This is a genomic window from Streptomyces sp. NPDC028419 (genome assembly GCF_055565515.1).
In genome coordinates this window covers 129,723-149,468 of sequence record NZ_JBVHUE010000023.1, presented here as the reverse complement: position 1 = coordinate 149,468, position 19,746 = coordinate 129,723, and the positions used below count along the sequence as shown (strand labels likewise).

Here is a 19,746-nt window from a genome sequence, read left to right as displayed (position 1 = left end):
TACTCCCTTTCTTCCCCCCCCCTCTTTTCTTTGGTTGTGGTGTGGGGGCGACCCCCCAGGAACCCGGCTCCGCCGGGCACCGGGCTCCGCCCGGACCCGCGCCTCAAACGCCGGCGAGGCTGACTTTGGCCGGGCCGCTGGAATGGCGGGGCTGACTTCGGCCGGGCCGCTGGAATGGCGGGGCTGACCCTGGCGGAGCCGGGCGGCGGGGAGCGCGAGGCGCGGCCGGCCGGGCCAGGGGCCGGGACGGCTCAGACGCGCCAGGGGAGTTCCGCCGTCACCGTCGTGCCCCCGTCGACGGGGGAGTCGACGACCAGGACGCCGTCCACCGCGTCCAGCCGCTCCGCGAGCCCCGCGAGCCCACCCCCCACGGCCGTACTGGCCCCCCCGCACCCGTCATCCGCGACCTGGATCAGCAGCCGATCCCCGGACTTCCACACGTCCACGCTGGCCACACCGGCCCCCGCGTGCTTGCTCACGTTCTGCAGCAGCTCGGAGACCGTGAAGTACGCGATCCCCTCGACCGCGGCCACGGGCCGCCCCGGCAGCTCCACCTGCACCCGCACCGGCACGGCACACCGCGAGGCCACCGAGGACAGGGCCGCGTCGAGCCCGCGGTCGGTGAGCACGGCCGGATGGATCCCCCGGGCGAGGTCCCGCAGCTCCTGGAGGGCGATCTTCACCTCGCCGTGCGCCTCGTCCACCATGCGGGCGGCGGCCTTCGGGTCCTCCAGCAGCTTCTCCTTGGCCAGGCCGAGGTCCATCGCCAGCGCGACCAGCCGGGCCTGCGCACCGTCGTGCAGGTCCCGTTCGATGCGCCGCAGATCGGCGGCCGCGGTGTCCACGACCACCCCGCGGTCCGACTCCAGCTCGATGACCCGGTGGTCCAGCCGGGACGGGCCGAGCAGCCCGCCGATCAGCACCCGGTCGACGGTCGCCAGGGCGTGGATCACCCACGGGGTGCCCAGGGTGAAGCCGAGCCCCACCACTGAGGCGAGGGCGATCAGCAGCGGCGAGTCCAGGTAGAAGGTGTAGTGGTCGCCGTTCGTGAAGAGCTGCAGGCCGGGCTCGTCGGTGAAGGTGGGGAAGACCCAGAACCAGAGCGGGTAGAGCAGCATCGACCAGCCGTAGGTCCACAGGGTCAGCGCCAGGGTGAAGCTGAAGATCGCCCACGGGAAGTGGATCACCGAGTACAGGGCGTGCCGCCAGGCGCTCCCGCTCTTGAGCACCGCGCCGGTGGCGGCCAGCACGCCGCCGCCCTCCTTGACCCGCACCGGCGCCGGGTCGCCGATGTCCATCCCGAGCAGGACCCGCGCCCGGGACCGCTCCAGGTGCCCGAACTGGCGGGCCATGGCCAGTACGCCCGCCAGCACGGGCACGCCGATGAAGGTGACCAGCAGCCCGGCCCCCAGCGAGATGCCGGTGATGACGAGCGAGAAGTACAGGGTGCTCAGCGGCAGCCCGAGCAACAGGTGCCCGAACTCGCGCCAGGTCCGCCCCGCGAAGGGCGCCGTGAGCAGCGAGGGCGCCCGCGTCGCCGCACCGTTGCCGCTCGTGCCGTAGCCCGTGCCGTAGCCGATCGCCATGATCCCGTCCCGTCCCGTCCCTGTGCCTGCCTACTTCCCCCACCCTGTCGCGTCCGGCCCCGCGCGACCATCCGGTACGTCGGCCTCCCCACCGGGGGGTTATCCCCCCTTCGGCGCAGCCGGCCCCGGCACGCCGAAAGGGCCTCCCGCCGCGGCGGAAGGCCCCGTTGACGTGCCGGGCGGTGCGTCAGACGCCCCGCGGCCGCCAGGGCAGTTCCGCCGTGACCACGGTTCCGTCGCCCTCCGGGGACTCCACGACGAACAGGCCGTCCACGGCCCCCAGCCGCTCCGCGAGCCCGGCCATGCCGGTGCCGCCGCCGCTGATCCTCGCCCCGCCGATCCCGTCGTCCGAGACCCGGATCATCAGCCGGTTCCCGGACCGCCACACCTCCACGCTCGCGAGCCGCGCCCGCGCGTGCTTGCTGACGTTCTGGAGCAGCTCGGAGACCGTGAAGTACGCGATCCCCTCGATCGCCTCCGCCGGGCGCTCGGCGAGGTCGACGTCCACCTTGACCGGCACCAGGCACCGCGAGGCCACCGAGGACAGGGCCGCGTCCAGTCCGCGGTCGGTGAGCACGGCCGGATGGATGCCGCGGGCGAGGTCCCGCAGCTCCTGGAGGGCGATCTTCACCTCGCCGTGCGCCTCGTCCACCATCGCGGCCGCGGCATGCGGGTCCTCCAGCAGCTTCTCCTTGGCCAGGCCCAGCCCCATCGCCAGCGCGACCAGTCGGGCCTGCGCGCCGTCGTGCAGGTCCCGTTCGATGCGCCGCAGGTCGGCGGCCGCGGTGTCCACGACCACCCCGCGGTCCGACTCCAGCTCGGCGATGCGCCGCTCCAGCTCGTCCACGGGCGAGAGCAGGCCCCGTACCATCGCGCGGTCCAGCTGGGTCATGGCGCGCGTCAGGTACGGGAGCACGGGCCACAGCACGAAGAGGCCGATCAGCGTGATCGAGAAGGTCAGCACCCCCCACGGCAGCCGGATCAGCCCGTACAGCGAGGTCCGCCAGCCCACCGGGTCCTTGAGGCTCGACCACAGCCAGGGGAAGAACCCCCCGGAGCGCTTCGGACCGGGGATCGGGGTCGGTTCCTCCACCCGCGTGCCCAGCAGGGCCCGCGCCCGGGCGCGTTCGGTGCGCCCCAGCGCGCGCGAGCCGATCAGGCCGCAGGCGAGCAGCGGCAGTCCCATCGCGGTGACCGCCAGACCGCCGCCCATGGACACCATGAACACCGTGTAAACAAATCCGACGATCGTCGTCGGCAGGTTCAGCAGGAGGTACGCGACCTCCCCCCAGGTCTCGCGTCCGAACGCGGGGCGGACCGGCGGAGGGCGGTCTTCGTCGGCGGCTGGAGTGGTGCGGGTGTTCGCGGTCATGCCCCACAGCGTGTCAAGCGCGGCCCGCCGGTGCCATGGGGGGACCGGGGGGAGTGAACGGGGGATAACCCCACCCTGTGAAGCCAGGCCCTAGACTCCCGTGCGTAACAGATCATCGACAGTGACCGGGAGCGAGGAGCGGACGTGCCCGAACCCGCTGTACCGACGGCCGTGACCGTGCTCGCAGCCGACTATTTCCGGAGTTATTCGGTCGTCGGGCTGCTCGCCGCCCTGGGCGTGCTCTTCGTGGCCGTCGCCTTCGGCGCGGGCCGACTGCTGCGCCCCTCCGTGCCGACCCCGGAAAAGCTGCTGACGTACGAGTGCGGCGTGGACCCCGTCGGCGAGGGCTGGGCGCACACCCAGGTCCGCTACTACGTCTACGCGTTCCTCTACGTCATCTTCGCCGTCGACTCGATCTTCCTCTTCCCCTGGGCGACCGTGTTCGCCGCCGCGGGTTACGGGGCCACGACGCTCGTGGAGATGTTCGTCTTCCTGGGCTTCCTGGCCGTCGGCCTGCTCTACGCGTACAAGAAGGGCGTCCTCGAATGGACGTGACACCGGCCGAGCCCCAGCTGCTCCCGGAACCGAAGCGCCTGGGCGTGCTCTCCCGCCTGGCACCCGAGCCGATGAAGGTGGTCCTGAACTGGGGCCGCCGCTACAGCCTGTGGGTCTTCAACTTCGGACTGGCCTGCTGCGCGATCGAATTCATCGCCGCGTCCATGGCGCGCCACGACTTCATCCGGCTGGGCGTGATCCCCTTCGCGCCCGGCCCCCGTCAGGCCGACCTGATGATCGTATCGGGCACGGTGACGGACAAGATGGCCCCGGCCGTGAAGCGGCTGTACGAGCAGATGCCGGAGCCGAAGTACGTCATCTCCTTCGGTGCCTGCTCCAACTGCGGCGGGCCGTACTGGGACTCGTACTCCGTGACGAAGGGCGTGGACCAGATCATTCCGGTCGACGTGTACGTACCCGGTTGCCCGCCCCGGCCCGAGGCGCTGCTGCAGGGCATCCTCAAGCTCCAGGAGAAGATCGCCCGCGAATCGCTCGCGGAGCGCTATGCGCAGGGGCCGTCCGTGGCCCAGCTGACGAGCGGTCTGGTCACGCCGCCGGTCCTCCCGACGGAGGAGAGCCGCGCATGAACCTCTACGAGACCCTCCCCGAGGGCGCCCCGCAGGTCTTCGGCGAGGAGGCCCTCGGGTCCTACGCCTACGACGTCCTGACGGTCGACGTGCCCGTCGGCAGCTGGATCTCCGCGCTGGAGATCGCGCGCGACAAACTGGGCTGCACCTACTTCGACTGGCTGAGCGCCGTCGACGAGCCGGGCACCGGCTTCCGGATCTGCGCGCACGTCGTGGCGTTGGAGAACCACCGCGTACGTCGCCTGCTGCTGCGCACCACGGTCCCGCACGCGGCGGCTTCGCTGCCGTCCGCGGTCGCGGTGTACGCGGGTGCGGCGTGGCACGAGCGCGAGACGTTCGAGATGTTCGGCGTGACCTTCACGGACCACCCGAACCTGATCCCGCTGCTCCTCCCCGAGAACTTCGAGGGCCACCCGCTGCGCAAGGACTTCGTCCTGGCCGCGCGGGTCGCCAAGGCCTGGCCCGGGGCCAAGGAACCGGGCGAGGGCGCGGACCCCGACGGTCCCAAGCGCCGCCAGATGCTTCCCCCGGGCGTGCCGGACCCGAACGAGTGGGGCCCCCTCAAGGGCCAGCTCCCCCCGGCCCCCACCCGCCCGGCCCGCACCCCCCGCGCGGCCGGCGAGGGCGCCCCGGTGCGCCGAGCGCGCTCGGTGTCGGACGGCTCGACGAGCCAGACGACCCCCGAGCCCCCGCGCCCGCCCCGCCGCACCCGCTCGGTCTCGGACGGCTCGGCGAGCCAGACCCCGCCGGAGTCCACCCCCGAGCCCCCGGTGCGCCGCACCCGCTCGGTGTCGGACGGCTCGACGAGCCAGACCCCGCCGGAGTCCACCCCCGAGCCCCCGGTGCGCCGCACCCGCTCGGTGTCGGACGGCTCGACGAGCCAGAGCCCGGCAGACGCCCCGGCCCCCGCCCCGCGCAGCCCGGACGCCCCCTGGCACGACCCCAAGCCCGCCTTCACCCCCGCCCCCACGCCCCCAGCGACGCCGACCGGGACGTCGGCCGAGCCGACCTCGCCTTCCCCGGCCACGCCGGCTCCGGCCGAGCCGACTTCGGCCACGCCGACCACGGCCCCGGGCGGGCCGACTCCGGCCACGACTCCGGCCGAGCCGACTCCGGCCGCACCGGCCCCGACGCCGGCCGCACCCGAGCCGGGCCCCGCCGCCCCCGCCGGAGGCGAATCCGGCCGGGCGGAGTCGGCCGGGGCCGCGCCGACCCCGGCCCCGGATCCCACTGAGCCCTCCGCAGGAGGTCCCGCGTGAACGACGTCCTCGACGTCGCCCTGCGACTGATCGTCGTCTTCGTCTGCTTCCTGGTCCTGCCCCTCGTCGTCGGGCAGGCCGAGCACAAGGTGATGGCCCACATGCAGGGCCGCCTCGGCCCCATGTACGCGGGCGGCTTCCACGGCTGGGCCCAGCTCGTCGCCGACGGCGTGAAGTTCGCGCAGAAGGAGGACATCGTCCCGGCCAACGCCGACCGGCGGATCTTCCAGCTCGCGCCCGCCGTCGCGCTGCTGCCCTACCTCCTCGTCCTCCTCGCCATCCCCATCGGCCCGGGCGACGGCGCGGTCGGCCAGGTCATCGACGCGGGGGTCTTCTTCGCGCTCGCGGTCATGGGCATCGGCGTGCTCGGCAGCCTCATGGCCGGCTGGGCCTCCGCCAACAAGTTCTCGCTGCTCGGCGGCCTGCGCACGGCCGCCCAGCTGCTCGCCTACGAGCTGCCGATGCTGCTCGCCGCCGCCTCCGTCGCGATGGCCGCCGGAACCGTGTCCCTCACCGGGATCGTCGGCGCCTTCGAGTGGTGGTGGCTGCCCTGGCAGATCGTCGGCGCCGTGGTCTTCTTCACCGCCGGCCTCGCCGAACTCCAACGGCCGCCGTTCGACATGCCCGTCGCCGACTCCGAGATCATCTTCGGCGCGTACACGGAGTACACCGGACTGCGCTTCGCCCTCTTCCTCCTCTCCGAGTACGCGGGCATCGTCGTCCTGTGCGGACTGACCACCGTCCTCTTCCTCGGCGGCTGGCACGGCCCCTTCGGCGGTGACGACCTCGGCTGGGTCTGGACCCTGCTCAAGGTCGCCGTCCTCGCCTTCGTCGTGATCTGGCTGCGCGTGACCTACCCACGGCTGCGCGAGGACCAGCTCCAGAAGCTCGCCTGGACCGTACTCATCCCGCTCGCGCTCGCCCAGATCGCGCTCACCGGCATCGTGAAGGTGGCGATCCAGTAATGCCTCCCGTCCCCGGATCCGGCCTCGCCAAGGGCCTCGCCGTCACGCTGCGCACGATGGTCAAGCGCTCGCACACGGCCCAGTACCCCGAGGTCCAGCCCGCACTGCCGCCGCGCTCGCGCGGGGTCATCGGGCTCTTCGAGGAGAACTGCACCGTCTGCATGCTGTGCGCCCGCGAGTGCCCCGACTGGTGCATCTACATCGACTCGCACAAGGAGACGGTCCCCGCGGCCGCCCCCGGCGGACGCGAGCGCAGCCGCAACGTCCTCGACCGCTTCGCGATCGACTTCTCGCTCTGCATGTACTGCGGCATCTGCATCGAGGTGTGCCCCTTCGACGCCCTCTTCTGGTCGCCGGAGTTCGAGTACGCGGAAACGGACATCCACGAACTCACCCACGAGCGCGACAAGCTGCGCGAGTGGATGTGGACCGTCCCGGCCCCGCCCGCGCTCGACCCCGCGGCCGAGGAGCCCAAGGAGATCGCGGCCGCCCGCAAGGCCGTCGAGAAGGCCGAGGCGGCCGCGGCGGCAGCGGCCGCCGCCGCCGCGACGCCGCCCGAGACCACCCCGGAGACAGACGCGTGAGCCCCGCCGCCACCCTGGCCGCCACCACCGCGGCAGGACCCGGATTCCTCTCCCCGACCGGCGTCGAGATCGCCTTCGTCCTGGTCGGCCTCGCCACCCTCGGCGCGGCCCTCATCACGGTCACGACCAAGCAGCTCGTGCACGCCGCCCTCTGGCTGGTCGTCGCCCTCGGCGGGATCGCCGTGGAGTACCTGCTGCTCACCGCCGAGTTCATCGCCTGGGTCCAGGTCCTGATCTACGTCGGTTCCGTCGTCGTCCTCCTGCTCTTCGGGCTGATGCTCACCAAGGCGCCCATCGGCCGTTCCCCGGACGCCGACTCCGGCAACCGCTGGGTCGCGCTCGGGGTCGCCGTGGCCGCCGCCGCGTGCCTCGTGTGGGTCGTCGTCGACGCCTTCCGCACCACCTGGATCGACCTCGACGGCCCGGCCCAGGGCTCCACCGCGGTGACGGGCGGCTTCCTCTTCCAGCACTGGGTGCTGCCCTTCGAGGCGCTGTCGGTCCTGCTGCTGGCCGCCCTGGTCGGCGCGATCGTGCTCTCCCGGAAGTCCGACCCGGCCGCGGACCCTGCCGCGGACCGGGCGTCCGGACCGGCCGGCGGCACCGAAGACAAGGAGCGGCAGCGCTGATGCACCTCGCCTATCCCGCCGTACTGGCGGCGCTCCTCTTCTGCACCGGCCTGTACGGAGTGCTGGCCCGGCGCAACGCCATCCTGGTCCTGATGTCCGTCGAGCTGATGCTCAACGCGGTCAACCTCAACCTGGTCGCCTTCGACGTCTGGCTGCGCGACAGCCTGCACGCCGGGCAGGCGCTCACCCTCTTCACCATCGCCGTCGCCGCCGCCGAGATCGGCATCGGCCTGGCCATCGTGCTGATGGTCTACCGCAACCGCGGCACCGCGGACGTCGACCGGCTGCGCGACACCGCGGAGCCGACGGCCGCCCACGACGCCCGGACCGCACCCGGCGCCCCGAACAGCCAGAGCGAGGTCACCGCGTGAGCACCACGACCCTCGCCGTCCTCGTCCCGCTGCTGCCCTTCCTGGGCGCGCTGGCCGGACTGCTCCTCGGCCGCAAGGCGCCCGGATTCGTCCGCCCGCTCGCCGTCCTGCCGACGCTGGCCGCCGCCGTACTGGCCGTCCTCGTCGCCGTCCGGCACGGCGGCGGGCAGGCCATCGACGCCGCGACGGAGCTGACGCCGACCGGCTCCGTGCCGATCGAACTGGCGCTCCACCTGGACGGCTTCGCCGTCCTGGCGGCCGTCCTCGTCGGTGTCGTCGCCACCTGCGTGCAGATCTTCTCGACGGCGTACCTGCGCGAGGACCCGCGCTACCCCTCCTACGCCGGTCTGGTCTCGCTGTTCACCTCCGCCATGCTGCTCGTCGTCTACTCCGGCGACCTGATGGTGCTGCTGGTGGGCTGGGAGATCATGGGCATCTGCTCGTACTTCCTGGTCGGCCACTACTGGGAGACCGAGGCCGCCCGGGCCGCCTCCCTCAAGGCCTTCCTCGTCACCAAGCTCGGTGACGTGCCCTTCCTGATCGGCCTGTTCGCGCTCGCCGCCGACGCAGGTTCCTTCCGGATCACCAAGATCCTCGGGGCCGTCACGGCGGGCGGGCTCGACCACCCGACCCTGATCGCGCTGCTCCTGCTCGCCGGAGTCGCGGGCAAGTCCGCGCAGTTCCCGCTGCACACCTGGCTGCCCGACGCGATGGCCGGTCCCACCCCCGTCTCCGCGCTGATCCACGCGGCGACCATGGTCGCCGCCGGCATCTACTTCATCGCGCGCCTGCTGCCCGTCTTCACGGCCTCCCGGGCCGCGATGGTGGTCATGGCCGTGATGGCGGCCGTGACGATGGTCGGCTCCGCGCTGGCCGCCCTCGCGCAGGACGACATCAAACGGGTCCTCGCCTACTCCACGATCGGCCAGCTCGGCTACATGACCGGGGCCCTGGCCGTCGGCGACCGCGGGGCCGCCGTCTTCCACCTCCTGTCGCACGGCGCCTTCAAGGCGCTGCTGTTCCTGGGCGCGGGCGTGATCATCCACGCCGCCGGTACGAACTCCCTGGCCGCCATGGCCCGGATGGACGGCCTGGCCCAGCGCATCCCGGACGCCTTCTGGACGATGACGATCGCGCTGCTGGCGCTCGCCGCCGTGCCGCCCTTCGCCGGGTTCTTCTCGAAGGAGACCGTGCTGGTCGCCGCCGAGGAGGCGGCCGCCGGGCACGCCGCCGCCGCCCCGACGACGGCCGGCTGGCTGGTCCTGGTCGCGGGCGTGCTGACGGCCCTGCTCACCGCCGCCTACGCCACGCGGCTCTGGCTGCTGGCCTTCCGCGGCCGGGGCGAAGCCGCCCCCGAGCACCACAAGGACCCGCTCGGCATGACCGGCGTGCTGTGGCTGCTCGCCCTCCCCTCGCTCGCCTTCGGCCTGGCCGCGTGGGCGCTCCCCGACTGGTTCGACGGCGGGGAGTTGAAGCCGACCCTGCTCACCGTGGTCCTCGGTACGGGCGCGGCGGTCATCGGCGCGCTGCTCACCTACGGCCTGTGGCAGCGCGGCCGCTCCCTCGCACCGGCCGGCGCACCCGCCGCCGATCCCGGCAAGGCGCTCCTGGGCCCCCTGCACCGCCACGCGGCCGCCGGCTTCCACCTGGACGCCGTCTACGAAGCGCTGTTCGTCCGCCCCGTCCGGGGCGCCGCGAGCCTCGTCCGCTTCCTGGACCGCGAGGTCGTCGACACCTACGTCCGGGGCGCGGGCAGTGCCCCCCGGCTGCTCGGCACCCTCGTACGCCGCGCCCAGACCGGCAACGTGCAGAGCTACCTGAGCGCCCTGCTCGCCGGCGCCGTGGTCCTGGCGCTCGCCACCGCCGTCCTCGCCAACGTCAACGCCGGATCGTGAGCCGTGAGTCAGCCGTGATTGATATCAGCGCATCCGTGATGCAGTTCCTTCTGGCGTTCATCGTGGCCGCACCGCTCCTCGGTGCCGTGGCGGCGCTGCTCCCGGCCCCGCCCGGTCTCAGGGGGCGCGGCCCCGAACAGGCCGTGCTGCGCCACGGCGTGACCGTGACCGGCGTGATCCTCGCCGCGGCGATCGCCCTCACCCTGGGCTTCGACCACGACGCCCCGTCGCGCTTCCAGGCGACGACGGACATCAGCTGGATCCAGGCCCTGAACGTCCGGATCCACCTCGGCATCGACGGCATCTCGCTCCCCCTCCTCCTGATGACCGCGCTGCTGTTCTTCCTCTGCGCGCTCTACAGCTACTTCAAGCTCCCCGCGGGCCCCTCGCCGAAGGCCTTCGTCGCGCTGCTGCTCGTCCTGGAGTCCGGCACCCTCGCCACCTTCGCCGTCCTGGACCTGCTGCTGTTCTTCCTCGCCTTCGAGATGGTCCTCATCCCGATGTACTTCCTCATCGCCCGCTGGGGCGGGGCGCAGCGGCAGGCCGCCGCCTGGAAGTTCATCCTCTACACGCTGCTCGGCTCCGTGGTCATGCTCCTCGGACTGCTGCTGATCGGGCTCGACAGCGGCACCTTCGACATGGTGGCGCTGGCCTCCGACAACGGCCGCGGGCTCTCCCACACCACCCAGCTGATCGCCGTCCTCACGATCGGCATCGGGCTCGCCGTGAAGACCCCGATGTGGCCGCTGCACAGCTGGCTCCCGGACGCCCACACGGCCGCCCCGACCGTCGGCTCCGTGCTGCTGGCCGGCGTCATGCTGAAGATGGGCACCTACGGGTTCGTCCGGATCCTGTTGCCCGTCGCCCCCGACGGCATGCACACCTTCGCGCCCTACCTGGCCGCCTTCGCCGTCATCGGCATCGTCTACGGATCGCTGGCCTGCCTCGCGCTGGCCCGCAAGGGCGCCAAGGGCGACCTCAAGCGCCTGATCGCCTACTCCTCGGTCGGCCACATGGGCTTCGTGCTCCTCGGCATCGCGACGATGACGCCGACGGGGGTCAACGGCGCGCTCTTCGCGAACATCGCCCACGGCCTGATCACCGGCCTCCTCTTCTTCCTCGTCGGCGCGCTCAAGGACCGCTACGGCACGAGCGACCTCGACACCCTCGCCGGAGCCACCGGCGCGGCCCTCTACGGCCGCGCCCCCCGCTTCGGCGCGCTCCTGGCCTTCGCCGCCGTGGCCTCCCTCGGGCTGCCCGGCCTCGCCGGGTTCTGGGGCGAGATGCTGACCCTGTTCGGAGCCTTCGACCCGGCCGCGGGGCTGTCCCGGCCCGCCTTCCTCACCTTCATGGCGATCGGCGCCTTCGGCACCCTGCTCACCGCCGCCTACATGCTGGTCGTCGTACGGCGCATCTGCATGGGCGACCCGCTGGCCCGCCCCGCGGACCAGGCCCCGCTCGCCGTGGCCGACATCCAGCGCTACGAGTTCGCGGCCTGGACCCCGCTCGCCGCCCTCACCGTCCTTGCCGGCCTGTGGCCCGCAGTCCTCCTCGGCCTCACCGACCCGGCCGTCCAGAAGCTCCTCGCAGGAGGCAACTCATGACGGCCCTGTACGCGGCCACCGTGGCCACCGCGGCCGCCGCCCCGCAGCCGGGCGCGCCCAGTGTGGTCCAGTCCGTCGACTGGCTCGCGATCGCGCCGGTGGTCATCGCGGCCGCCGTCGGGCTCGTCATCCTGGTCGCCGACCTCTTCGTGCCCGAGCGGAAGAAGTCGCTCCTGGGCTGGAGCGCCGTCGCCGGCCTGGCCGTCGCCACCCTCGCCCTGCTGCCGCTGCGCGCCGGGGACCGGTCCACCTTCTGCCTCGTCGGCGACGCGGGCGCCTGCAGCTACACCGCCGACCACTTCACGCTGGTCGTGCAGTTCCTGGTGCTCGGCGGCGCCCTGGTCACCGCCCTGCTGTCGGTCACGGCCGTCGAGGAGGGCCGGCTGCCCGCCGGGGAGTTCTGGTTCCTGCTGCTCTCCTCCGCCGCGGGCGCGGCCCTGTTGCCCGCGGCCCGTGACCTGGCGACCCTGATCATCGCCCTGGAAGTCGCCTCGCTGCCCGCCTTCGCGCTGGTCGGCATGCGCCGGGGCGACCGGCTCTCCTCCGAGGCCGCCCTCAAGTTCTTCCTGTCCTCGGTGACGGCCACCGCCGTCTCCCTGCTCGGCGTCAGCTTCGTCTACGCCGCCACGGGCAGCCTGCACCTGAACCGGGTCGCCGACGGCCTCCAGCACGTCCCCGGCCAACTCGACACCCTGGCGATGGCGGGCGTCGCGCTCACCCTCGTCGGCTTCGCCTTCAAGACGGCCGCCGTGCCCTTCCACTTCTGGGTGCCCGACACCTATGTCGGCGCCCCGCTGCCCATCGCCGCCTACCTCTCGGTCATCGGCAAGGCGGTCGGCTTCACCGGCCTCATCCTCGTCACCGTGATCGCCTTCCCGGCGTACTCCGACGTCTGGGGCCCGGCCCTGGCGGTGCTGGCCGCGCTCACCATGACCCTGGGCAACGCCGCCGCGCTGCGCCAGGCCAAGGACCGCGCGCACAGCGCCGTCCGCCTGCTGGCCTGGTCCTCGGTCGGCCAGGCCGGCTACCTGCTGGTCCCCATCGCGGCCGCGGCACACGCGGGCCGGGAGCAGATCGGCTCCACCGTCGCCTACGCCCTGATGTACGCCGCCGTGAACCTGGGCGCCTTCGCCGTGGCCGCCCTGGTGGCCCGTACGAGCCCGCTGGGCCGGATCAGCGACTACCGCGGCCTCTACGCGACGCGGCCCTTCGCCGCCCTGTCGCTGGCCTTCTTCCTGCTGTGCCTGGCGGGCCTGCCCCCGGGCATCATCGGCCTCTTCGCCAAGGTCACCGTCTTCCGCTCGGCCGTGGACGCCGGGCTGGGCTGGCTCGCGGTCGTCATGGCGGTGAACGTCGTCGTGGCGCTCTACTACTACCTCCAGTGGACGGCGCTGCTCTTCCGCTCCCCGGACGCGGACTCCGCGCCGGCCCCGGCGACCCCGGCGACATCCCGCCCCAAGGCCCCGCTGCCCGTCGTCGCGGCCATCGCCCTCACCGCTGCTGTCGCTCTTGTGTTGTCGGGCGCCCCTCAGCTGGTACTACGTTTCGCATCCACCGCACTGTTCCCGCAGTAACCCGTACGGAGTAACGCCCGCCCGGCGTCCCGCCCCCGCCCGCCGCCCGGCCCGCCCCCGCCCCCGCCCGGGGCCGCGGCGGGAACCCGTCGCGCCCGCCTGGCGTTGACCAGGGAGGAAGGGTCCACTGGACCGGAGACCCTCGGATCCGCCGATCCAAAAGATCCACGACTCACAGATCCACAGCTCACAGATCCATCGATCCACCGATCCTGGACGGGTCCCCTGCCGCACCACTTGGAGGGCGTACCGTGCACCGCCGGCACAACGGGCTGAAGACCGCCGTACTCCTCGGCGGGCTGTCGGCACTCATCATCGTCATCGGTAGTTTCTTCGGCCGGACCGGCCTCGTCGTGGCCGTCGTCGTCGCCCTCGGGACCAACGCGTACGCGTACTGGAACAGCGACAAGCTGGCTCTACGCGCGATGCGCGCCCGCCCCGTCAGCGAGTTCGAGGCGCCCGAGCTCTACCGGATGGTGCGCGAGCTCTCGACCTCCGCGCGCCAGCCCATGCCCCGCCTCTACATCTCCCCGACCGAGGCCCCCAACGCCTTCGCCACCGGCCGCAACCCGCGCAACGCCGCCGTGTGCTGCACCGAGGGCATCCTGCGCATCCTCGACGAGCGCGAGCTGCGCGGGGTCATCGGCCACGAGCTGAGTCACGTCTACAACCGGGACATCCTGATCTCCTCGGTCGCCGGAGCCCTCGCCTCCGTGATCATGTTCCTGGTGAACTTCGCCTGGCTGATCCCGGTCGGCCGGTCCAACGACAACGAGGGCCCGGGCCTGATCGGCATGTTGCTGATCATGATCCTCGGCCCGGTCGCCGCGTCCGTGATCCAGCTGGCCATCAGCCGCTCCCGCGAGTACGAGGCGGACGCCTCCGGGGCCCAGCTCACCGGTGATCCGCTGGCCCTCGCGAGCGCCCTGCGCAAGCTCGACGCGGGGACCAAGCAGCTGCCGCTGCCCCCCGAGCCCCGGCTGGAGACCGCGAGCCACATGATGATCGCGAACCCCTTCCGCCCGGGCGAAGGAATGTCGAAGATGTTCTCGACCCACCCCCCGATGGCCGAGCGCATCGCCCGGCTCGAACAGATGGCAGGCCGTCAGCAGTGAAAACCATCCTGAACATCATCTGGCTCGTGCTGAGCGGCTTCTGGCTCTGCATGGGCTACGCCCTGGCGGGTCTGATCCTCTGCATCACGATCATCGGCATCCCCTTCGGCATAGCCGCCTTCCGGATCGCGATCTACGCCCTGTGGCCCTTCGGGTACACCACGGTCGAGCGTCGGGACGCGGGCGCCCCGTCCTGCATCGGCAACGTCCTGTGGCTGGTCCTCGCGGGCTGGTGGCTCGCGCTGAGCCACATCGTCACCGGCCTCGCGCTGTGCATCACGATCATCGGCATCCCGTTCGGCATCGCGAACTTCAAGATGGTCCCGCTCGCCCTGCTCCCGCTAGGCCGCGAGATCGTCCCGACCGACGCCCCCTTCGCCTCGCGCTGAGCCCACCCCACCCGCCCCCATACCGAAAAGGGCCGGCCCACCGCCACAGCGGTGGGCCGGCCCTTTCGTTCGCCCGTGGAGGGGGAACGGCTCAACACATCAACGAATCTTGTAGATCGCGATCCGGTCGTTGTCGAAGACCCGGTCGGCCAGCTTCGCCAGGCCGCCCGACTCGGCTCCCGCCTTGCGGTTGACGAAGAGGAACCGCACACCGTGCCGGTCGCGCAGCTCGTTCAGCAGGGCGGGCGTGGGTGTGTAGAAGGCGGCGTCGTTCTTCTTGAGCAGGTCCTGGTCCCAGAATTCGGGGGTGCCCGCCGCCATGACCCGTGGTGCGAAGGCCCAGCCCTCGACCAGCACCGACCGCTCCGAGTAACCGCTGACGGCGAAGGTCCGGTAGTCCGTGCAGGAGGCCTTGGGGTCCTTGAAGTCGTCCGGCGACCAGCAGTGCTCATTGGTCGCGACGACGTCGGAGGGGTCGCTGTGCGCGCGCAGCCAGCGGGCCGCCTCGATCTTTCCGGCGGGGAGCGGGAAGGATCCCCAGACGGTGGCGTCCCACTTCGGCGTCCGCAGGTCCCAGACCAGCGTCGGCGCACCCGCCAGCAGCGCGGCGCTCAGCAGGACGACCGTGCCGCGCTGCCGCAGGAACGAGAAGCGGCGGGCCGCCAGCCACCACAGGAGAGCGCCGACGGCCGCGAGGAGGACCAGTACGAGCCCTGCGGCGACCATCGGCGCCAGCGCGGCCGCGGGCCCCATCCCGGAGGCCGAGGTGGCGAAGGCGCCCAGGAGCGAGTCCGTGCCCGGGTGCCGGGTCGAGAGCGCGTGCGTGACCCGGTGCTCCCAGCCGGTTCCGTGGACGACGAACACCCAGACGAGGGCGAGGGTGAAGAGCGCCGACGCGGCGGCCAGGGCCCAGCGGCCGCGTGCGGACAGCTTCGCCCGCTCGAAGGCCTCGGCGTAGCCCCAACCGGACAGGAGCACCCCGAAGGTGAGTCCGGCGTGGGTGAAGTAGCTGGAGTTCCAGCCGTTGAGGAGCAAGTAGACGGCCGGCCCGGCGATCGTGCCGCCGAGCAGGAACCACTGGACGGAGTCGAGCTTCAGCTTCCCCCGCCACAGCAGCGGCAGCGCGCCCGCCAGCCGCAGCTGGGTGTTGAGGAGGAAGGCGAACCACACCAGGGCGACCAGCACGAACTGACCGAGCCCGGACCGGAGGTCCATCGGGTCGGCCCACAGCGCCTGGATGTTGGACAGCGGGGCGACTTCCAGGCCGTAGCTCTTGAAGTTGAAGATCACTGCGGTGGAGAACAGCTGGGCCGCGCCCACCGCACCGCCCATGACGACGATCAGCCAGGGGATCCGGCGCGTCCGGACGAGAACCACCAACCCGGCCAGCGCGAGTCCGGCCAGCGTCACCGGTACGGACGTGGCCTTCGCGGCGCAGGAAGCCACGGCGAACAGCGCGACGAGCGTGACGACGGCGGTACGGCCCAGGGCGGGCACGGGATCGTCCGCCGACCGCTCGCGCAGTCCTTCGCCGACCGCGCCGATCAGTGCCAGCAGCAGCGGGATGCTGTAGGTCATCGAGATGCTCGCCCACACCATCAGCGTGGTCTGGGGCGAACCGAACGGGGTCCAGGCCGGGCCCCCGTTGAACTCGCCGACGAGGAAGATCAGCAGGGCGGCGACCGGGCCGGCCCAGGCCTTGCCGGACAGGCGCCAGGCGACGACCGCGGTGATGACGACGGTGAGGGCGACGAGCGCGGGGATCATCAGCCGCAGCTGGACGACCGGCAGGTCGATGTGGCCGACCATGCTGGTCATGGCCTCGTGGACGAAGGCGAACCAGTGGTACTCGAGCGGCTCGCCGGAGACCTGGGGGAGCGTCAGCGGGAAGTTGTGCTTCGCGTTGCCCGCCAGGGACATCTGGTAGGAGATGTCGACGAACTGCCGGGTCTGGTCGGTGAGCGGAAGGACCGGGTTGCGGTCCATGTAGGCCCGGTAGAGGTAGCCGGTGGTGGCGGCGACCATGGCCGCGATCGACCAGGACCACCCCATCGGCACCGGCGTGTAGCCGCGTACCCGCCAGTGCCGTCGCAACCGGGGCACGAGGGCGAAGGGGATCACGACCGCCAGCGGCCACAGGGTCACCGCGGACTGGAGTCCGAGGGCCATGAAAACGGCCCAGGCGGCCAGTTCGAGGGCAAGACCGGTGACGGCGCCGAAGGCGAGGTCCTCGACCAGGGTGTGGGGGCGGCGCCGCAGCGAGCGGTAGACCAGGGTGCCGGGGAGCAGCACGCCCCACAGGACGTAGAAGGCGTACCTGCCGATGTCGCCGACCGAGGTGTCCGAGGCGAGCAGGGCCGCGACGAACACGGCTACGGCGGCGAGGGCGGGCAGGGACCGCAGGAGCAGCGTCCGGGGTCCGGCCGCGGTGCCGGAGTCCTGCCCGGGCCCCGCATGGGGACCCTCACCGGTCGTCGCACCGGAACCGGGCCCGGTCCCGGGTATGGGGGGGCTGCTGTGAATCGTGCCCATCAGACGCTCTGCTCCTGTTGTCTCGCCGACTGGATGCCTGTCATGAACATCCCGCCGGCCGGCAGGGGCGTCACACGTACAGCCGCCAAGCGCGCGGCAGTGACAAGAGCGTGGGCGGAGGGCAGGTCGCCGCACTGGGCTGCCGCGGAGCTGCGTACCAGCCATGGCATCGCAAAGGACCCAGGGGCGCATGAAAGCTGTCAGGCTAACGAAAGGCTATCAGCCGGCTCGTCGTCGCCGCCTGCCTCACGGGGCGGCCCGCTTCGGGGCAGGAGAGGGCAAGGTGCCCCTTTGTACTATGATTCGCTGTTGATACCCAGGCACCATCAGGTCACACCACGGGCAGGATTACCCATGTCGGAAGCGTCGTCCACGACGACCCTGTCGGTTGTCGTTCCGATGTACAACGAGGAGGAAGCCCTCCCCGCGCTGGTGGAACGCCTGCGGCCCGCCCTCGACGGTACGGGTGTCAGCTACGAGGTCGTCGCCGTCGACGACGGCAGTGCCGACCGCACCGCCGAGCTGCTGGAGGAGTTCCGGCAGACCTGGCCCGAGCTGCGCATCGTCAAGCTGCGCGGCAACTCCGGCCACCAGGCCGCGCTGACCGCCGGTCTGCACAGCTCCAAGGGCGCGTACGTCGCGAGCATCGACGCCGACCTCCAGGACCCGCCGGAGAAGATCCCGGAGATGCTCGACCTGGCCGTCGCCGAGGGCCTCGACATCGTCTACGGCGTCCGCAGCGACCGCAGCACCGACACCGGCTTCAAGCGCCGCACCGCGGGCCTCTACTACTGGCTGATGCGCCGCATCGTCGGCAAGCAGGTCCCCTCGCAGGCCGGCGACTTCCGCCTGCTCAGCCGCGAGGCCGTCGAAGCGCTCAAGGCGCTGCCGGACCAGCACCAGGTGTACCGCCTGCTCGTGCCGTGGCTCGGCTTCCCCAGCGGCGAGGTCACCTACCACCGCGACGAGCGCGTGGCGGGCGAGACCAAGTACCCGCTGAGCAAGATGATCCGGCTCGCGGTCGACAGCATCACCAACTTCTCCGCCGCCCCGCTGCGGCTGGCGACCTGGCTCGGCGTCTTCAGCTTCTTCTCCTGCTTCGTGCTGATGGCCGTGACCTTCGTCATCTGGCTCATCGGGCACACCGTCCCGGGCTGGACCTCGCTCTTCGTGGCGATGCTCTTCCTCGGCGGCGTCCAGTTGATATGCGTCGGACTGCTCGGCGAGTACATCGGGCGCATCTACACCGCCGTGCAGCGCCGTCCCACGTTCTTCATCGGCTACGACTCCGACACCGCCCCCGCCAAGGGTTCCGGTGCCAAGGGCCGGGAGAACGCGGGCGTCTGATCGGACCGTCCCCTCCCGCGCGGCTACCTCGCCGGCCCGGATCCCGCAGGGGGTCCGGGCCGTCGTCGTACGCCGACGCCGTACAGCAGCGCGCCCAGCGCCAGCACCCCCGCGCCCGCCACCACCGAGGCCGGCGGCAGCGCGCAGGCCAGCGCCACGCACCCGGCCAGCCCCGCGGCCGCCACCACCCGCCCACCGCGGTCCACCCCGCGACCGCCCGCGCCGGGCCCCTCACTTCCGCCGAGCGTCCACGCCGAGGCGTTGGCGATCGCGTAGTACACGAGCACCCCGAAGGACGAGAAGCCGATCGCCCCCCGCAGGTCCACGGTCGCGGCCAGCACCGCGACCACCGCCCCCACCGCGGCCTCCGCCCGGTGCGGCGTCCCGTGGCGAGGGTGCACGGCCGCCAGCGCGCGCGGCAGGTGACCGTCCCGGGCCATCGCCAGCGCGGTCCGCGACACCCCCAGCACCAGCGCCAGCAGCGAGCCCAGGGCCGCCAGTACCGCCCCGGCCCGCACCACGGGCGTCAGCCCGCTCCACCCCGCGGCCCGGACCGCGTCGGACAGCGGCGCCGCCGACCCGGCCAGCCCCTCGACCCCCAGCACCGACAGCACGGCCACCGCCACCGCCGCGTAGACCGCCAGCGCGATGCCCAGCGCCAGCGGCACGGCGCGCGGGATGGTCCGCCGCGGATCGCGGACCTCCTCGCCCAGCGTGGTGATCCGGGCGTAACCGGCGAAGGCGAAGAACAGCAGCCCGGCCGCCCCCAGCACCCCCCGCACGCCCCCGGAGCCGTCAGGACCCGACCCGCCCCGCCCGAACGCCCCGGCGACGTCGGCCGCGCCGGAGGTCAGGCAGGCCGCCACGACCCCGGCGAGCACCGCCAGTACGACCGCCACGATCACCCGGGCGATCCGGGCCGACTTCTGCACGCCGCCGTACCCCGCGGCGGCCAGCGCCACCACGGCGACCACGGCCACCACGTGCTCCCGCCCGGGCCACAGGTACGCGCCCACCGTCAGCGCCATCGCCGCGCACGAGGCGGTCTTGCCGATGACGAAGGCCCACCCCGCCAGGTACCCCCAGAACGGCCCGAGCCGCTCGCGCCCGTACACGTACGTCCCCCCGGACGCCGGATGGCGGGCGGCCAGCCGGGCCGAGGACCAGGCGTTGCAGGAGGCCACCACGGCGGCCACGGCGAGCGCGGTGAGCAGGGCGCCGCCCGCCGCCCGGGCCGCCGGGGCCAACGCGGCGAAGATGCCCGCCCCGACCATCGCGCCCAGGCCGACGACGACCGCGTCACCCACCCCGAGACCGCGCTTGAGCCCGCCGGTCGCCGCGCCCGCCGACCCGCCGTTCGTTCCACCCTCTGTGCTCGTCACGGC

At 72.4% G+C, this 19,746-nt stretch carries 17 protein-coding genes; 13 read left to right on the top strand and 4 right to left on the bottom strand.

Annotated features, from left to right (window positions below; translation table 11 throughout):
* Positions 1 to 251: 251 nt before the first annotated feature.
* Complete coding sequence (locus ACZ4UB_RS25915) at positions 252 to 1,586, bottom strand: sensor histidine kinase (RefSeq protein WP_468073551.1); 1,335 nt, start codon at positions 1,584 to 1,586, stop codon at positions 252 to 254.
* Between the two features lie 187 nt (positions 1,587 to 1,773).
* A complete protein-coding gene (locus ACZ4UB_RS25910) occupies positions 1,774 to 2,958 on the bottom strand; it encodes a sensor histidine kinase (RefSeq protein ID WP_468073549.1) in 1,185 nt (394 codons plus the stop codon).
* Positions 2,959 to 3,102: 144 nt separating this feature from the next.
* Here ACZ4UB_RS25910 and ACZ4UB_RS25905 point away from each other — a divergent pair, with 144 nt between their 5' ends.
* From ACZ4UB_RS25905 to ACZ4UB_RS25850, 12 genes are all read left to right on the top strand, one after another.
* Positions 3,103 to 3,513, top strand: a complete 411-nt coding sequence (locus ACZ4UB_RS25905) for an NADH-quinone oxidoreductase subunit A (protein ID WP_351045286.1) — start codon at positions 3,103 to 3,105, stop codon at positions 3,511 to 3,513.
* Positions 3,504 to 4,100 carry an NADH-quinone oxidoreductase subunit B gene (locus tag ACZ4UB_RS25900; protein WP_354382715.1) on the top strand — a complete coding sequence of 199 codons (597 nt, stop codon included), beginning with the start codon at positions 3,504 to 3,506 and terminating at the stop codon, positions 4,098 to 4,100. Before ACZ4UB_RS25905 ends, ACZ4UB_RS25900 begins: the two co-directional genes overlap by 10 nt.
* Entirely contained in the window at positions 4,097 to 5,359 is a 1,263-nt protein-coding gene (locus ACZ4UB_RS25895) for an NADH-quinone oxidoreductase subunit C (protein WP_468073546.1), read from the top strand. Before ACZ4UB_RS25900 ends, ACZ4UB_RS25895 begins: the two co-directional genes overlap by 4 nt.
* On the top strand, positions 5,356 to 6,324 hold the full coding sequence (locus tag ACZ4UB_RS25890; RefSeq protein ID WP_354382717.1) for a complex I subunit 1/NuoH family protein: 969 nt from the start codon (positions 5,356 to 5,358) through the stop codon (positions 6,322 to 6,324). The genes ACZ4UB_RS25895 and ACZ4UB_RS25890 overlap by 4 nt, the downstream gene beginning before the upstream one ends.
* A complete protein-coding gene (locus ACZ4UB_RS25885) occupies positions 6,324 to 6,908 on the top strand; it encodes a NuoI/complex I 23 kDa subunit family protein (protein ID WP_354382718.1) in 585 nt (194 codons plus the stop codon). The genes ACZ4UB_RS25890 and ACZ4UB_RS25885 overlap by 1 nt, the downstream gene beginning before the upstream one ends.
* Positions 6,905 to 7,534 (top strand): NADH-quinone oxidoreductase subunit J family protein, encoded by a 630-nt coding sequence (locus tag ACZ4UB_RS25880; RefSeq protein WP_468073543.1) that lies wholly within the window; start codon positions 6,905 to 6,907, stop codon positions 7,532 to 7,534. Before ACZ4UB_RS25885 ends, ACZ4UB_RS25880 begins: the two co-directional genes overlap by 4 nt.
* Complete coding sequence (nuoK, locus tag ACZ4UB_RS25875; protein WP_404016813.1) at positions 7,534 to 7,905, top strand: NADH-quinone oxidoreductase subunit NuoK; 372 nt, start codon at positions 7,534 to 7,536, stop codon at positions 7,903 to 7,905. The genes ACZ4UB_RS25880 and nuoK overlap by 1 nt, the downstream gene beginning before the upstream one ends.
* Positions 7,902 to 9,800 carry an NADH-quinone oxidoreductase subunit 5 family protein gene (locus ACZ4UB_RS25870; RefSeq protein WP_468073541.1) on the top strand — a complete coding sequence of 633 codons (1,899 nt, stop codon included), beginning with the start codon at positions 7,902 to 7,904 and terminating at the stop codon, positions 9,798 to 9,800. The genes nuoK and ACZ4UB_RS25870 overlap by 4 nt, the downstream gene beginning before the upstream one ends.
* A gap of 38 nt (positions 9,801 to 9,838) precedes the next feature.
* On the top strand, positions 9,839 to 11,404 hold the full coding sequence (locus ACZ4UB_RS25865) for a complex I subunit 4 family protein (RefSeq protein WP_354382775.1): 1,566 nt from the start codon (positions 9,839 to 9,841) through the stop codon (positions 11,402 to 11,404).
* Positions 11,401 to 12,978 carry an NADH-quinone oxidoreductase subunit N gene (locus tag ACZ4UB_RS25860; protein WP_468073539.1) on the top strand — a complete coding sequence of 526 codons (1,578 nt, stop codon included), beginning with the start codon at positions 11,401 to 11,403 and terminating at the stop codon, positions 12,976 to 12,978. The genes ACZ4UB_RS25865 and ACZ4UB_RS25860 overlap by 4 nt, the downstream gene beginning before the upstream one ends.
* Positions 12,979 to 13,229: 251 nt before the next feature.
* A complete protein-coding gene (gene htpX, locus ACZ4UB_RS25855) occupies positions 13,230 to 14,093 on the top strand; it encodes a zinc metalloprotease HtpX (RefSeq protein ID WP_354382722.1) in 864 nt (287 codons plus the stop codon).
* Positions 14,090 to 14,482, top strand: a complete 393-nt coding sequence (locus ACZ4UB_RS25850; RefSeq protein ID WP_468073537.1) for a YccF domain-containing protein — start codon at positions 14,090 to 14,092, stop codon at positions 14,480 to 14,482. The genes htpX and ACZ4UB_RS25850 overlap by 4 nt, the downstream gene beginning before the upstream one ends.
* A gap of 99 nt (positions 14,483 to 14,581) precedes the next feature.
* On the opposite strand, the gene ACZ4UB_RS25845 is transcribed toward ACZ4UB_RS25850, so the two are convergent.
* Positions 14,582 to 17,014 (bottom strand): hypothetical protein, encoded by a 2,433-nt coding sequence (locus tag ACZ4UB_RS25845; protein WP_468073535.1) that lies wholly within the window; start codon positions 17,012 to 17,014, stop codon positions 14,582 to 14,584.
* Between the two features lie 354 nt (positions 17,015 to 17,368).
* On the opposite strand from ACZ4UB_RS25845, the gene ACZ4UB_RS25840 reads away from it, so the two are divergent.
* A complete protein-coding gene (locus tag ACZ4UB_RS25840; protein WP_354382725.1) occupies positions 17,369 to 18,361 on the top strand; it encodes a glycosyltransferase family 2 protein in 993 nt (330 codons plus the stop codon).
* A gap of 23 nt (positions 18,362 to 18,384) precedes the next feature.
* Here ACZ4UB_RS25840 and ACZ4UB_RS25835 read toward each other — a convergent pair whose 3' ends face one another.
* Positions 18,385 to 19,743, bottom strand: coding sequence for an APC family permease (locus tag ACZ4UB_RS25835; protein ID WP_468073532.1), 1,359 nt, complete (start codon positions 19,741 to 19,743; stop codon positions 18,385 to 18,387).
* Between the last annotated feature and the right edge of the window lie 3 nt (positions 19,744 to 19,746).

What these genes read in the sequence shown, in the direction of transcription:
- ACZ4UB_RS25915 (WP_468073551.1), bottom strand. Translation starts at nt 1,586, where the DNA reads ATGGCGATCGGCTACGGCACGGGCTACGGCACGAGCGGCAACGGTGCG.
- ACZ4UB_RS25910 (WP_468073549.1), bottom strand. Translation starts at nt 2,958, where the DNA reads ATGACCGCGAACACCCGCACCACTCCAGCCGCCGACGAAGACCGCCCT.
- ACZ4UB_RS25900 (WP_354382715.1), top strand. Translation starts at nt 3,504, where the DNA reads ATGGACGTGACACCGGCCGAGCCCCAGCTGCTCCCGGAACCGAAGCGC.
- ACZ4UB_RS25895 (WP_468073546.1), top strand. Translation starts at nt 4,097, where the DNA reads ATGAACCTCTACGAGACCCTCCCCGAGGGCGCCCCGCAGGTCTTCGGC.
- ACZ4UB_RS25885 (WP_354382718.1), top strand. Translation starts at nt 6,324, where the DNA reads ATGCCTCCCGTCCCCGGATCCGGCCTCGCCAAGGGCCTCGCCGTCACG.
- nuoK (WP_404016813.1), top strand. Translation starts at nt 7,534, where the DNA reads ATGCACCTCGCCTATCCCGCCGTACTGGCGGCGCTCCTCTTCTGCACC.
- ACZ4UB_RS25865 (WP_354382775.1), top strand. Translation starts at nt 9,839, where the DNA reads ATGCAGTTCCTTCTGGCGTTCATCGTGGCCGCACCGCTCCTCGGTGCC.
- ACZ4UB_RS25860 (WP_468073539.1), top strand. Translation starts at nt 11,401, where the DNA reads ATGACGGCCCTGTACGCGGCCACCGTGGCCACCGCGGCCGCCGCCCCG.
- ACZ4UB_RS25845 (WP_468073535.1), bottom strand. Translation starts at nt 17,014, where the DNA reads ATGGGCACGATTCACAGCAGCCCCCCCATACCCGGGACCGGGCCCGGT.
- ACZ4UB_RS25840 (WP_354382725.1), top strand. Translation starts at nt 17,369, where the DNA reads ATGTCGGAAGCGTCGTCCACGACGACCCTGTCGGTTGTCGTTCCGATG.